Origin of the sequence: Pseudomonas sp. BNK-7, assembly GCF_048072025.1 — a bacterium.
Classification (GTDB): domain Bacteria; phylum Pseudomonadota; class Gammaproteobacteria; order Pseudomonadales; family Pseudomonadaceae; genus Aquipseudomonas; species Aquipseudomonas danubii.
Window position 1 is genome coordinate 5,292,034 of the sequence record NZ_CP182252.1, and the last position, 14,099, is coordinate 5,306,132.

The following is a 14,099-nucleotide window of genomic DNA, read 5'->3' on the forward strand; positions in this document are numbered from 1 at the left end:
CAAGGAGCAACACAGCATGGACGTCCCCTTCCTGCGCTCGACCCTGGCCGCCGGCCTGCTGCTGGCCAGCGCCAGCGCCCTGGCCCACACCATGAACCACGGCAGCGATGAACACAGTGGCGGCTTCACCCCGGTGCCGCCGGACACGCCCTACCTGCAAGTGCTGCACAAATGCGTCAGCCCCCAGGACACCGAGGGCGACCAACTGCTCTCGGGCCTGGGCGGCACCCGTTACCCCCTGGTCAGCCTCAAGCAGCCGGAGCAGGTCCAGGCCTTCTACAGCCAGGGCATGGCCCTGCAATACGGTTTCAATTTCTCGGCAGCGATCCGCGCCTTCTATCAGGCCAGCCGCTTCGACGAAGGCTCGGCCATGCCCTATTGGGGCATCGCGCTGTCGGCCAACTCCAACATCAACAGTGTCGCCACCACCGGTTGCAACCAGTTGGCCTACCGCTCGGTTCAGATCGCCCTGGAGCACGCCAGCGCCCGGCTCAAGGACAGCGCCGCACAAGCCGCCTTCAGCCAGCGTCAGCTGCAGCGCGAGGTGGACTACGCCAAGGCGCTGCTGAGCCTGTATAGCGAAAAGGACGGCCAGGTCAGCCTCGGCGATGAGGGCAACAAGCGCTACGCCGACTCCATGAAAAAACTGTCGGAAGACTACTTTGACGACCTCGATGCCGCGACCCTGTACGCCGACGCCCTGCTCAGCCGCGACCCGTGGAAATGGTGGGACGGCACCGAGGCCGTATCCAATCAGGTCAAGCCGACCGACGCCGCCTACGAGGCCCTGCAAGTGCTCAACCGGGTGCTGGTCCAGGACCAGCAGCACACCGGGGCCAATCACTTCTACATCCACGCCATCGAGGAATCACCCTTCCCCGACAGCGGCCTGCCCATGGCCAATCGCTTCCGCGACCAGAACCCGGCCATCGGCCATCTGGTGCACATGGCCTCGCACATCTACCAGCGCACCGGCAACAACAACCTGGCCAGCGTGGCCAACTACACCGCCGTCTCGGTGGACCGCGCCTACACCCATCAGGTCCAGCCGCAAAGCCCCTATGCCTTGCACTACCTGGGGCACAACATCCACTTCCTGACCTGGACCCTGTCCATCGAAGGCCGGCAGAACGAATCCATGAACATGGCCGAGGAACTGGTGGAGAACACCACCCGCTACGCGGCCGTGCCCTTCCTTTGCCAGCAGTACCCCGAAGAGCTCAAGACCAAGAGCGACTACTTCTACGCGGTGCCCTACTACTTCGCCGTGCGCTTCGAGGACTGGGACGCCCTGGCACGGATCGAGCCGAAGATCGACGCCGGCCTGGCCACCCTCAACCAGACCTGCCGCGAGGCCAACCAGGGAACGGACAAGCCCTGGCAGGACTTGACCAAGCCCTACACCCAGCTGATGAAGGCCTATGCCCTGGCGTACCGGCAACTGAGCGCCCAGAACCTCAACCAGGACCAGGCCCGCGATGCCCTCAAGGGTTTCTGGCAGGCGGTCGCCGCCTCGCCCCTGCCCCTGACCGGCAAGGACGCCCTGCAATATGGCAACAATTCCGCGCTGCAGCTGCTGCGCATCGCCAACCTGACCCTGCTCGACCGCGCCCTGACCCGTGCCGCCGGCCCACTGGACCTCGCAGCCCTCAAAAACCTGGGCAACCAGGTATTCAACAACGCCAAAGAGGGCCTCAACGCTGACCTGCAGGCCCTGACCGGCGATGCCGGCCAGCAGCAGATTGCCGCCTGGCGCAAGGCAGTGGAGGTGCAAGACGCCCTGGCCTACAACGAGCCGCCGGACTGGTACTACACCCTGCGCGAGTCGCTGGGTTATGCCTTGCTGGCGCAGAAACGCTATGCCGAGGCGGAACAGGTGTTTCGTGAGGATCTGGCGGGCAACCGCCTCAGCGGCCGCTCCCTCAACGGCCTGAAGCTGAGCCTGGAAAACCAGCCCGGCAAACAGGTCCCGGCGTTGCTCGAGGAGCAACTGCAAACCGCCTGGCGCAATGCCACGGTGAGCCCGGCGCCCAAGCTCTAGCCACAGGCTGCCCAGCGCCTGCCCCCGTTGCAACGCCGGGCCGGGCGCTGTGCCCCCTGTGGCCGGACGGGACCTGCTTCACGGGCGCCGGCGCAGGGCCAACGGCCAGTACCATTGCGCCGGTCGCGGCCGTAACAGGCGTTCGTAGAGCATCCATAGGGTGCACAACAGCATCAACAACAGGTGGCCCTGCTCCACCAGCAGCGGCAACAACATCAGCGGCCAGCAGGAACCCACGCACCAACTTCCGAGCGTCACCCCGAACCCCAGGCAGTCACGGACAAAGCGCCAACCGAAGGCGGCGATTCGCGGTTGCCGGTGACACTGGTTCAGGCAGTGCTGCTTGAACGGCGACGCCTGCCACATCAGGCACAGGGCCAGGGCCGCCCCCAGGCTCGGCAGGGACGACAGCCCCAACCAGAGTCGGGTTACCACCACCAGCCCCAGCAACACCAACCCCATCACGCTCCAGACCGCGACAAAACCCAGCACGAACAGACTCACCGCCTGCCAGCGCTTGCGCCGCAGGCTGCGGTGCCAGACGTACCTCAGTGGCTGCACCAGCAACAACGGCGTCATGGCCAGCAGCATCAGCAGCCAGGCCAGCAACAGCGGCCCCGGAGGGTTGAACAGCAACGCCTGCTCGATGCCCTGCCAGCCCAGGGCATAACCGGCCAACGGCAGGCTGCCGCAGAACGCCGGGATCGACAGCAGCGCCGTCGATCCCAGCAACCATCCCCAACCGCAGAGGCTGGCCAGCAGCAACCAAGGCACCGCACCACGCCCCAGGCGCTGCAGATAGCCCTTCACGCCCCTCAGCCTCCCAACCGCGTGAGGCTGACCCGCGCGACCGTCACCTGATCCTCCGGACGGACCGGAGTCTTGGAGATGAAACGAACATCCAGCTGATCCGCCGAGGTGATGCCGTTCAAGTGCAAGGCATCGATGATGTCGGTGATTTCAAACACCTCGGTGATGCCCTGGCCACCGTGATCACCGTCCGCCCGGCAGGCCTGGCACAGGCCGAACAACGACAGCACACCGGCACGCAGTTGCGGATGCTCGGCCGGGTCGGCGCCCGGTGGCAGGTTGATATAGACCTGCAACACGATCGAATCGCGTTTGCCGCGGATGTTCTCCAGGTTGAGAAAGACCCGGTCCGGAGGGGTCAGGTCGGCGGCCAATAGGTTCGACTTGAGGCTGCTGAACACCTTCTGTGTACTGGCCTTGTCCAGCACCACCCGGGTCTCTGTCGAACGGCCGACGAGGTCCAGGGGTGCCTGATTGGCGCCGATCAATTCACTGCTCTGCTGATTGCTCATCAGTAGCCCCTGGGTAGAGAACTGCTGCACTTGATCGACCGCCAACCCCAGGCGCACCAGCCGCTGGTGCAGTGGATGGACGTCGGGCTTGGCGGCGGTGCTGGTGTCGTAGCGATAGTCGAGACCGGGGGCCTGGGTGTCGAGCATCTGCGCCACCTTGAATTTCCACGGTTGCCCGCTGACGGTGGGCACGACAAAGGGCCGGTTCAGGCCGGTCGGGCCGTTGTACCAGTCGGGCACATCAGGGTTCTGGTGCTCCTGGTTGCTGTCCAGCCAGACCTGCCAGAGACGGTCGATATTGGCGTGGTGCAGCCAGAAGATCGGGTCCAGGGCCGCCGTCTGCGGGTAGCTCATCAAGCCCTGAGCCGGCTGCTGGCCCGCAGGCACCGGCGTCACCTGGTCCTCACCCCCCACTTCGGTATGCACGATATTGTGCGGGCGCGCCTCCAGGCCGCCACGGATACCGCTCTTGTGCCCGCCCAGGCTGCTGGCGGTGCCACCAAAACCCGGCGGATTGCCCATGTAGCCGCCTTCGAACACTGGATCATCCAGGCATCCCAGGCCGATCAAGTCGGCTATCAGCACCACCTTGCCATCGCCGTCGGGACCGTAGCGGCGCTCGACATACAACGGGTTCTTGCCACCACCATCGGGCAGGGTCCGGGCGGCGAAACACGACGGCAGCTGCAAGGCTTTCTGCCCCAGGTTGTAGTTCCAGTACGGCAACGCCCAGTCCTTGGGGCCACCGAGCTTGACCACGGCATCACGGACAATCTGCTCGAAGGACGCCACGTAGCCGCGATGCCAGGGCAGGAACATCCAGTTGGAATGCTGGCATTGGTTCCAGTACAGCTGACGCTCGTTTTCGTCAGGCAGCTTTTCGCCCTTGTGCAGATAACCGGCGTCGCGCCACATGCCTTCGTCAAACCCGTGAATCGCCGCGAGGAACCGCCAACTGGTGTGATCGGTGATCGGTCGCTGCTGCAGGACGCCGACCGCCTTGGCATACCACAGCAAGGTGTGATCCCAGTCGCTGTTGAACTTCCATACATCACGCCGAACATGAACCATGGCCTATCTCCCTGATAAAACCGCGCTACAGAGGACGGATTTCCTCCGCTGGCAACGCTAGATCAGGTGATATCAATCTGCCTGCCCGGCCCCGGTAAAAGCGGACCGATGGCAGGCCGTTCGGCGGCTCGGTTCAGCGCCCGGAAAAACGCAGGCGCGACAGCTGGCGCAGGTCGCCTTCCAGGTAATAGTCATCGCTCCAGCGGTCGTCCACCGCCAGGGGCCGGACCTGCTTGAGGGCCAACTGCCTGGCGAAGTAGCGAAACCGGTAATGCTCATAGAAGCGCAGCAGTTCCAGGCCGTAGCGATCCGCCAGATCGGTGTCGCCACGGATGATCAGGTAGTTCTCGTCATTGCTCTGGCTGGCGCCGACGCTGAGGTTGTGGCTGCCGCTGATGATCACCGGAGCCTCGCTGGTGAAGTCGGTCACCAGCGCCTTGGTGTGCACCAGCAGGTTGCCCCTCTGGCCCTTCAGACCCTCCTTGAGCCAGCCTTCCAGGCCCTTGTTGAGCAAGGCGGTGGCGGCAAACTCGGCGGTGCGATCGGCGTGGAAGCCGGTGATGCGACTGGCCGTGTTTTGCAGGCCATAACGCAGCACATCGTCGTGGGGCTCGCCGAGCAAGGCGTCGAGAATCCTGTCGGGCAAGGCGAAGGCGGTGACGAACAGAAGGTCGCGGCGGGCGCCGTTGATGATGTCGACGAACTCACTGAGATCGCCCTGCCCCCTGCGCGGAGAAAAACCGGCGAACAGCGGTGCATCCGGCTGCATGGGATTGTCTTGGGTCAACCATTTGCGCGTGGCGCCCACGTCCGTCGGCGCCTGCCAGATCTGCTCGAACACCTGTAGATAGCGCCCGGCAATGTCCGGGTGATCGAGGCTGTGCAGCACATTGGCCTGGCGGTAGACCCCGTTGGCGGTGAAGTTGGTGCTGCCACAGAGCACCGCTTCGGGCTGACGCTGGCCGGCGGCGTCGAGGCGGCTGAGGACGATGAACTTGTCATGGAAGATCCCGTGGGTCACCCGCCCGCGTTTGCTGTGCTCGGGCAGGTGCTGCAGGCTGGCCTGGTTCTGCGTGGTGTCGTCGTCCCCGGGGCCGGCGTGGTACAGCACCCGCACGTGCACGCCACGGTCGAAGGCGGCGTTGACCGCGTCAACGACGGCCTGCAACTGGTACTCGTAGATGGCGATGTCCAGGCTCCAGCTGGCATCCGTGGCGCGCTGGATAAACCCCAGAAGCGCCTCCAGCAGACCGTTTTCCAGCCATTGCCGCGGGGCGTCGGGCCAGGATTCGATGGGCAGTTTCTTGTTGTTGCTGAGCAACGCATCCAGTTGCGGAAACTTGCGCGAGAAGGCCTGGCTGGCGGCCACGGCACGGTTGAAGATCACCTGCTGCCCCGGCGGCTGGCCGTTGTCGGCGGTGATGCTCAGTTCCAGGGCCTCCCCCAGTTGCGGCGCATCGGGGCTGCCGTAGGCCAGATGCACCCGATAGTTGAGGGTGGTGCCGGGGCGGACCGCGTAGTCGGCCCAGCGAAACTTCTGCAGCGGCGCCTGATCGCTGGGGGTGGCGTTGTATTGGGGGAAGGTATGGGTCTTGCCGGGGAAAGTCAGGCTATTGAACAGAAACAGCCAGGGCTTGCTGCCGACCTGCTTCTCGATGGCGAAGCCCAGCAGCCCCTTGCGCCGTGACGCATCCAGATCCATGGCCAGCAACACCCCATTGGTCCCGGCATAGGCCTTGACCCGGAAATCGTCCTTATCGTTACGCACCAGTACCCGCATCGCTTCACTCCTGTGTTGGCGCAGGCAGTGTAGCCGCTGCCAAGCCTCGGCGAGGCTGCGTAAAGGTCCGCAAGACCTTGCCTGGCGATCGACCGACGAGTCTCTAGTGCTCTCAGGGTTTTTGCGGCCCTGCGGGCCGTTCGCAGCCTGCGGCAGCGGCTACACCAGCCCGGATTGACACTGGCTGTAGCCGCTGCCGAGCCACGGCGAGGCTGCGAAAAGGCCCGCAGGGCCTTGCCTGGCGATCAACCGTCAAGCCCCGGCGCCCTCTGGAACTGTGCGGCCCTGCGGGCCGTTCGCAGCCTGCGGCAGCGGCTACAGGTCGATGTGTTGGTAGGTGGCGTTGAGGCGTGTGGCCAGTTCGCGGGCGCGGCCCAGGCGGATCGGGCCGCGTTCGATGTCGAGCAATAAGGTCGGGCAGTTCAGGGGCTGCAACAGCGGCAGGGTTTTCAAGCGGCCATCGGTGATCAGCAGTACGCGCTGCTGTTCCGCCGGCAGGCGCCGCTGGCGCTGTTCCAGCCACTGGGCCGCTTCGCTCAGGGCTTGTGGCAAGGGCGTGCCGCCAGCAGCACCGAGGCCATCGAGCCAGTGCCGCAGGTCCTGGGAGGCTTTCAGGCCCTGGACCTGCCAGTTCGGTGCGCGGCCACTGGCGGTAAGCAGGGCCAGGCGCGCGCGCTGGCGGTAGGCGTCGTCGAACAGTTGTGCCAGCAGGCCCTTGGCGTCGCTCAGGGCGCTGTGGCGGCGGGTCGAGGCCGAGGCGTCGACGATCACCAGCCACAGTTCATGGGGCGCGCGGCTGCGCAGGCGAAACAGCAGGTCTTGGCGCAAGCGCGGCCGGCCCTTGAGCAAGGTGCCGGGCCAGTTGATGGAACCGGCGCGGGCCTCGCGGCCTTTGCCTTGCCGGCCATGATCCAGGTGCCCCGCCCGGGGCTTGGCATCCGCCCCCCGATCAGTGCGGGGACGAATGCCTAGGGCTTTTTTGGCCAGCTGGGCACTTCACGCCGGGCGCCGGTGGGCAACGCCTGGGCCGGCATTTCGCCCCATTGGCCCTGGCCTTCACTGGGGTTGGCATTGGCTGACGCCGGCGGCTGGGGGCTGGGCTCCGATTGCGGCGCACTGGGCGCAGTCTCTCGGCGGCGGTGGCGCAAGGCAAACTCGGCGACCGCGTCGATGTCTTGCTCGGCGATAGCGCTGGCACCGCGCCAGGCGGCGTGGGCCCGGGCGGCTCGCAACCACACCAGGTCGGCGCGCAGGCCGTCGACGCCTGCAGCGAAGCAACGCTCGGTGATCAGCTCCAGGGACAGGTCATCGAGGGCGATGGCCGGCAGCAGCGCTCGGGCCTGCTGGCAACGCTCGCGCAACGCCGTTTGCGCCTCGGCCCATTGGCCGCAGAAGCCCTGGGGGTCGCTGTCGAAATCCAGGCGCCGGCGGATGATCTGCCCGCGCTCCTGCGGCGCGGGCTGGCCGCTCAAGGCGACGTTGAGGCCGAAGCGGTCCAGCAGTTGCGGACGCAGTTCGCCCTCTTCCGGGTTCATGGTGCCAATCAGCACGAACTTCGCCGAATGGCGATGGGAAATACCGTCGCGCTCGATCAGGTTGGTGCCGCTGGCGGCCACGTCCAGCAGCAGGTCCACCAGGTGATCAGGCAGCAGGTTGACTTCATCGACATAGAGCACACCACCGTCGGCCTTGGCCAGAACCCCCGGAGAGAACTGCGCCCGGCCTTCGCCCAGGGCGGCGTCCAAATCCAGGGTGCCCACCAGGCGCTCTTCGGTGGCGCCCAGGGGCAAGGTGACGAACTGGCCGCTGGCCAAGAGATCGGCCAGGCCCCGCGCCAGGGTCGACTTGGCCATGCCCCGCGGGCCTTCGATCAGCACACCGCCGATCTTCGGGTCGATGGCGGTCAGGCACAGGGCCAGTTTCAGGCGTTCGGCGCCGACCACGGCGGACAGCGGAAAATGGGGGGTGTCGCTCATGTCGGGGTCTCGCTCAAGGGTTGTGCAAACATCAGGGGGTGGCCACTGCTACAGGTTGCGATCGGCACCGCAGAGCCGTCGCGAGGAGGTTCGGGGCGGTAGCACGTGACGTCGACGTCGTCGGCGTTCGCAGCCTGCGGCAGCGGCTACAGGCTCAGCTGTCTTCTTCAATATCCAGCAACAGGTGCTCCAGGGCTTCACGATAATCGCCGGGTTCTTGCCACAGGCCGCGCTGCTGGGCTTCCAGCAGGCGCTCGGTCATGTCGCGCAGGGCGTGGGGATTATGCTGGCGGACGAACTCGCGGGTCGAGGCGTCCAGCAGGTAGGCATCGGCCAGCAAGGCGTACTGGTGATCGTCGATCAGCTCGGTGGTGGCGTCGAAGGCGAACAGGTTGTCCAGGGTCGCGGCCATTTCAAAGGCGCCCTTGTAACCATGGCGCTTGCCCCCTTCGATCCACTTCGGATTGGCCGCCCGGGAGCGGATCACCCGGTTCAGTTCTTCCTTGAGGGTGCGGATCTTCGGCAGGTCCGGCTGGCTGTGGTCGCCGTGGTAGCTGGCGGCCTTGGCCCCGCTGAGGCTTTCCACCGCCGCCAGCATGCCGCCCTGGAACTGGTAATAGTCGTTGGAATCCAGCAGGTCGTGCTCGCGGTTGTCCTGGTTCTGCAACACCGCCTGCACCTGGCTCAAGCGGGTGGCGAACTGCTCGCGGGCGGCGGTGCCTTCGTCGCTGCCGCCATAGGCGTAGCCGCCCCAGTTCAGGTAGACCTCGGCCAGGTCCTCGCGGCTCTGCCACAGGCGACCGTCGATGGCACCCTGGACCCCGGCGCCATAGGCTCCGGGCTTGGCGCCGAAGATCCGCCAGCCAGCCTGACGCGCGGCCGCGTCCTGCTCCAGGCCGGAGGCGATCAAGGCCTCGCGCTCGGCGCGAACCCTGGCCGCCAGCGGGTTCATGTCCTCAGGCTCGTCGAGGGCCGCCACCGCCTGCACCGCCGCGTCGAACAGGCGGATCAGGTTGGCGAAGGCGTCGCGGAAGAACCCGGACACCCGCAGGGTCACGTCGACCCGGGGCCGGTCCAGCAGGCTAAGGGGCAGGATCTCGAAATCGTCCACCCGCTGGCTGCCGGTGGCCCACACCGGGCGCACGCCCATCAGGGCCATGGCCTGGGCGATGTCGTCGCCGCCGGTGCGCATGGTGGCGGTGCCCCACACCGACAGGCCCAGGTGCAGCAGGTGATCGCCGTGGTCCTGCAGGTGGCGTTCGAGAATCAGGTTCGCCGACTGGAAACCGATGCGCCAGGCGGTGGTGGTGGGCAGGTTGCGCACGTCCACCGAATAGAAGTTGCGCCCGGTGGGCAGCACGTCCAGACGCCCGCGGCTGGGCGCGCCGCTGGGTCCGGCGGGGACGAAACGGCCGTTCAAGGCGTCCAGCAGGCCACGCATTTCCGCCGGGCCGCATGCGTCCAGGCGCGGCGCGACCACTTCGCGCAAGGCGTCGATGATGACCCGCACCGGCTCCCAGCCCGGCTCAGCCAACTGCGCCACCGGGCCCTGGAGCGCGGCTTCGATCAATGCTGCGGCGTACAGTTCCAGGCGTTCGCGCACATCGCCCGCCGTGCGCCACAAGGCATCGCTGAGCTGTCGCAACGGCTGCGGGCGGCGCCCGGTCCAGGGTTCGGCCAGGGCGCAGTCCAGCGGATCGAAGCCCAGGTCGAAGGCCTTGGCCAAGGCCCGCAGCAGACTGGCATGGGCGCCCTTGCCATCGCCCCGGGGAATGCGCAGCAGGGCCAGCAGGGTGTCGATGCGCAGTCGGCCGTCGGGGGATTCGCCGAACACGTGCAGGCCATCGCGGATCTGCGATTCCTTGAGGTCGCACAGGTAAGTGTCCAGGCGCGGCAGCCAGATCGCCGCGTCGGCGTCGCTGTCCAGCTGTTCGCCCAGTTGCAACTCACGGTCGATGTGGGTCTCGCGCACCAGTTGCAGGATGTCCCGTTGCAGCTCCCGAGCGCGACGTGGGTCCAGCAGTTGGGCTTCGTAGTACTCGTCCGCCAGCAGTTCCAGGTTACGCAGCGGGCCGTAGGTTTCGGCACGGGTCAGGGGCGGCATCAGGTGGTCGATGATCACCGCCTGGGTGCGGCGCTTGGCCTGGGCGCCCTCCCCCGGGTCATTGACAATGAACGGGTAGATGTTCGGCAGCGGCCCCAGCAGCGCGTCCGGCCAGCAGTTCTCCGACAGGCCGACACCCTTGCCCGGCAGCCATTCCAGGTTGCCATGCTTGCCGACGTGGATCAGCGCATGGGCGCCGTAGGTCTGGCGCAGCCAGAAGTAGAACGCCAGGTAGCCATGGGGCGGCACCAGGTCCGGGTCGTGGTAGACCGCGCTGGGGTCCACCTGATAACCCCGGGCCGGCTGGATGCCGACGAAGGTCAGGCCAAAACGCAGGCCGGCGATCATCATCCGCCCGTCGCGGAACATCGGGTCTTGCTGCGGTGCGCCCCAGCGCTGCAGCACCGCCTCGCGGTTGGCGGCGGGCAGGGCCTGGAACATCAGCGCGTAGTCGTCCAGGGCCAGGCTTTGCTGACACGGGCGCTGGTCGAGGCTGTCCAGGTCGTTGCTGACCCCGCCGAGCAACTGGCGGATCAGCTCGCTGCCGCTGGCGGGCAACTCGGCCGGCAGCGGGTAGCCTTCGGCGTGCAGGGCCTTGAGGATGTTCAGCGCCGCAGCCGGAGTATCCAGGCCGACGCCGTTGCCGATGCGCCCGTCCCGGGTCGGGTAGTTGGCCAGCACCAGGGCAATGCGCTTGTGGCCGTTGTCCAGGCGCCCCAGTTCGACCCAGCGCCGGGCCAGCTCGGCGACAAAGTCCATGCGCTCGGGCTGGCCGCGGTAGCACACCACGTCCGACTGGCTGCGCTCGCTGCGCCAGGCCAGGTCCTTGAAGCTGATGGGCCGGCTGATGATGCGTCCGTCCAGTTCCGGCAAGGCGATGTGCATGGCCAGGTCCCGCGGGCCCAGGCCCTGCTCGCTGTCGCGCCAGCCTGGTTCGTTGTCCTGGGCGCAGATGGCCTGGATCACCGGAATGTTGCGGCGGAACGGCCGCAGGTGCGGCGCCTCGGGGCTGGACTGGGCAAAGCCGGTGGTGTTGAGGATCACCCCGGCCGCGGTTTCATCCAGCCAGTCTTCCACCTGGCTCAGGCAGCCGGGCTCCTTGAGGCTGGCCACCGCGATCGGCAAAGGGTTGAGGCCCGCCGCCAGCAAACGCTGGCAGAACAGGTCGATAAAGCCGGTGTTGGCTGCCTGCAGGTGGGAGCGGTAGAACAGCAGCGCCGCCACCGCTTGACCAGGCTGCCAATCGGCCTGCCAGTCGCTGAGGGCGGCCTGGCTCTTGTGCGGGTGGTAGATCGCCGTGCGTGGCAGGGTCTGCGGTTCGCTCCAGGGGTAGTCGCGCCCCAGCAGGCCGCTGGCCAGGCAGCGGTAGAAATTCAGCGCGTTGTCCCGCCCGCCCTGGCGCAGGAACTGCCACAGGCGGTCGCGCTCGACGGGGCCCACGGTGCTCAGGTCGCTGAGCTCCGGGTCCGGGCGGTCGTCCCCCGGCACCAGGATCAGTTGCACCCCGCGCTGGGACAGCTCCACCAGCCGCTCGACGCCGTAGCGCCAGTAGCCGATGCCGCCGTGCAGGGAAATCAGGATCACCTTGGCGTGGCGCAGCACCTGGTCCACATACAGGTCCACCGAAGCGTGGTTCTGTACCTGCATCGGGTTGGCCAGGCGAAAGCTCGGGTAATCCTCGGGCAACTGCTCGGCGGCATCCGCCAGCAGCGCCAGGCTGGAGTCACCGCTGCACAGAATCACCAGCTCGGCGGGGGTTTGTCCAAGGTCGGCAATGTTGTCATCCGACACGAAACCGCCGGGCTGGGTCCTGAGCAGGTGCATGGCTTACACGCTGAGGGCGGCGCGCAGTTGCGCTTCGAGTTGGGCGGCGTCCAGTTCCTGGCCGATCAGTACCAGGCGCGTGGTGCGGGCTTCGTCAGCGCCCCACTTGCGGTCGAAGTGCTTGTCGAAGCGCGTGCCCACGCCCTGGATCAGCAAACGCATCGGCTTGTTGGGGATCGCGGCAAAGCCCTTGACCCGCAGGATGCCGTGCTTGACCACCAGCTGGGTCAGGGCGTCCAGCAGCAGGCTTTCGTCGGCCTGGGGCAGTTCGATGGAGATGGAATCGAAGGCGTCGTGATCGTGGTCGTCGTGGTCGTCATCGCCGTCGTGGTGGTGATCGTGGTGACTGTGGCGGCCGTCGATATGCTCCTCGGAGCCGGCGCCCAGGCCCAGCAGCACGTCCAGGGGCAGGCGACCGCTGCTGGCTTCGATGACTTTCACCGCCGGCGGCAGTTCTTCGGCCACTTCCAGGCGCACCTTGGCCAGGTCTGCGGGGTCGATCAGGTCGGTCTTGTTGAGGATCACCAGGTCGGCGCTGGACAGTTGGTCGGCGAACAGCTCGTGCAGCGGCGATTCGTGGTCCAGGTTGGGGTCGAGCTTGCGCTGGGCGTCCACTTGCTCGGGGAACGCGGCAAAGGTGCCGGCGGCCACGGCCGGGCTGTCGACCACGGTGATCACCGCGTCGACGGTGCAGGCGCTGCGGATTTCCGGCCACTGGAAGGCCTGGACCAGGGGCTTGGGCAGGGCCAGGCCGGAGGTTTCGATAAGGATGTGGTCCAGGTCGCCACGGCGCGCCACCAGTTCGCGCATCACCGGGAAGAACTCTTCCTGCACGGTGCAGCACAGGCAGCCGTTGGCCAGCTCATAGACCCGGCCACTGGCCTCTTCCTCGGTGCAGCCGATGGAGCATTGCTTGAGGATCTCGCCGTCGATGCCCAGCTCGCCGAACTCGTTGACGATCACCGCGATGCGCCGGCCCTGGGCGTTGTCCAGCATGTGCCGCAGCAAGGTGGTCTTACCCGAGCCAAGGAAGCCGGTGACGATGGTGACGGGAAGTTTGGCCAGTGTTTTCATCGGATGCCCCTTGGCAAAGGTGGCGGGCATACGGGACGAGAGCCGCAGCGCAGAGGCGCGCGGAGATTTCGCCACCGGATCACCCCGCCCGGTTGTAGTGAGAATCTGGGATCGAGGCAGGTCTCCTGGCTGAGGGCTTGCCAGTCGTCGGACCGGCGGTTGCTGCGCCTTCCCGCCGGCGTTCTGGACGCGCAGGCAGTGGCCTTGCAGAAACGAAACCCTTCACAGTTGCGGGGGCAGCCGCGGCATCGACCGCGTTCCCTTCTTAGCTTCGACCGCTGGCCGAAGAACCTCGAAGGCGCAAGGCTACGCAGAGCGCGGGGGACGGTCAATCGGCAATACACCGGCATCCGCAATTGACGACGTTACCCCGCCCATGATTTGCTACGCGCCTTGTTACGGGTGCCCTTCACAGGGTGAAACGGGAAACCGGTGAATCACGTGCTTAACTAAAAAGCCGTGACCAGTCCGGTGCTGCCCCCGCAACGGTAAGCGAGCGAAGTGTCAGATCCACTGTGCCAAGGCATGGGAAGGCGACACTTTTCGGCACGGTACGACATGAGTCGCCCCCTGCCCCTCGCGAGCCCGGAGACCGGCCCGCAACACACACATAACAAACCCGCGGTGGGCGGGCGCTGTTGCAAACCCTGCGTGCTCCTCACGCGGGGTTTTCCTGCGCTCCTCCCCCGCTGACACTCCAAAGGGAAGCGCCATGTCGATCATCAGCAGCACCAGCCATTCCGCCAGCAGCACCTCCACCCTGAGCCAGCGCCTGGTGGCCGCCATCGGCGCTTCGCTGCTGGGCGCCTGCCTGGTGTACTTCGCCGGTTTCTCCCATATCGAAGCGGTGCACAACGCCGCCCACGACACTCGTCACAGCGCTGCTTTCCCTTGCCACTGAGACCTG

Annotated in this window: 9 protein-coding genes and 2 riboswitches; of the genes, 2 read left to right on the forward strand and 7 right to left on the reverse strand. The window is 66.5% G+C overall.

What is annotated here, in order from left to right; translation table 11 throughout:
* Window positions 1-16: 16 nt before the first annotated feature.
* Window positions 17-2,041, forward strand: coding sequence for a hypothetical protein (locus tag ACMGF8_RS23920; protein WP_416757393.1), 2,025 nt, complete (start codon window positions 17-19; stop codon window positions 2,039-2,041).
* Between the two features lie 78 nt (window positions 2,042-2,119).
* On the opposite strand, the gene ACMGF8_RS23925 is transcribed toward ACMGF8_RS23920, so the two are convergent.
* The 7 genes from ACMGF8_RS23925 to cobW all read right to left on the reverse strand — a co-directional run bounded on the left by ACMGF8_RS23925 (window position 2,120) and on the right by cobW (window position 13,192).
* On the reverse strand, window positions 2,120-2,851 hold the full coding sequence (locus ACMGF8_RS23925) for a DUF2182 domain-containing protein (RefSeq protein ID WP_416757395.1): 732 nt from the start codon (window positions 2,849-2,851) through the stop codon (window positions 2,120-2,122).
* Window positions 2,852-2,856: 5 nt separating this feature from the next.
* Complete coding sequence (locus ACMGF8_RS23930; protein WP_416757397.1) at window positions 2,857-4,434, reverse strand: tyrosinase family protein; 1,578 nt, start codon at window positions 4,432-4,434, stop codon at window positions 2,857-2,859.
* A 133-nt stretch (window positions 4,435-4,567) separates the two neighbouring features.
* Entirely contained in the window at window positions 4,568-6,214 is a 1,647-nt protein-coding gene (locus ACMGF8_RS23935) for a phospholipase D-like domain-containing protein (protein ID WP_416757399.1), read from the reverse strand.
* A gap of 315 nt (window positions 6,215-6,529) precedes the next feature.
* Window positions 6,530-7,129, reverse strand: coding sequence for a vWA domain-containing protein (locus ACMGF8_RS23940; RefSeq protein ID WP_416760363.1), 600 nt, complete (start codon window positions 7,127-7,129; stop codon window positions 6,530-6,532).
* A gap of 53 nt (window positions 7,130-7,182) precedes the next feature.
* A complete protein-coding gene (locus ACMGF8_RS23945; protein ID WP_115580388.1) occupies window positions 7,183-8,190 on the reverse strand; it encodes an ATP-binding protein in 1,008 nt (335 codons plus the stop codon).
* A 154-nt stretch (window positions 8,191-8,344) separates the two neighbouring features.
* A complete protein-coding gene (gene cobN / locus ACMGF8_RS23950) occupies window positions 8,345-12,118 on the reverse strand; it encodes a cobaltochelatase subunit CobN (protein ID WP_416757401.1) in 3,774 nt (1,257 codons plus the stop codon).
* 3 nt (window positions 12,119-12,121) lie between these two features.
* Window positions 12,122-13,192 carry a cobalamin biosynthesis protein CobW gene (gene cobW, locus ACMGF8_RS23955; protein WP_102864884.1) on the reverse strand — a complete coding sequence of 357 codons (1,071 nt, stop codon included), beginning with the start codon at window positions 13,190-13,192 and terminating at the stop codon, window positions 12,122-12,124.
* Between the two features lie 97 nt (window positions 13,193-13,289).
* Window positions 13,290-13,502: riboswitch (cobalamin riboswitch) on the reverse strand.
* Between the two features lie 73 nt (window positions 13,503-13,575).
* A riboswitch (cobalamin riboswitch) is annotated at window positions 13,576-13,808 on the forward strand.
* Window positions 13,809-13,904: 96 nt separating this feature from the next.
* Between cobW and ACMGF8_RS23960 the strand changes: the two genes are divergently transcribed.
* A complete protein-coding gene (locus tag ACMGF8_RS23960) occupies window positions 13,905-14,093 on the forward strand; it encodes a CbtB domain-containing protein (RefSeq protein ID WP_060839964.1) in 189 nt (62 codons plus the stop codon).
* The last annotated feature ends 6 nt before the right edge of the window (window positions 14,094-14,099 follow it).

Excerpts from the sequence above, each read along its gene's own strand:
- ACMGF8_RS23920 (WP_416757393.1), top strand. The coding sequence starts at position 17 with ATGGACGTCCCCTTCCTGCGCTCGACCCTGGCCGCCGGCCTGCTGCTG.
- ACMGF8_RS23930 (WP_416757397.1), bottom strand. The coding sequence starts at position 4,434 with ATGGTTCATGTTCGGCGTGATGTATGGAAGTTCAACAGCGACTGGGAT.
- ACMGF8_RS23935 (WP_416757399.1), bottom strand. The coding sequence starts at position 6,214 with ATGCGGGTACTGGTGCGTAACGATAAGGACGATTTCCGGGTCAAGGCC.
- ACMGF8_RS23945 (WP_115580388.1), bottom strand. The coding sequence starts at position 8,190 with ATGAGCGACACCCCCCATTTTCCGCTGTCCGCCGTGGTCGGCGCCGAA.
- cobN (WP_416757401.1), bottom strand. The coding sequence starts at position 12,118 with ATGCACCTGCTCAGGACCCAGCCCGGCGGTTTCGTGTCGGATGACAAC.
- cobW (WP_102864884.1), bottom strand. The coding sequence starts at position 13,192 with ATGAAAACACTGGCCAAACTTCCCGTCACCATCGTCACCGGCTTCCTT.
- ACMGF8_RS23960 (WP_060839964.1), top strand. The coding sequence starts at position 13,905 with ATGTCGATCATCAGCAGCACCAGCCATTCCGCCAGCAGCACCTCCACC.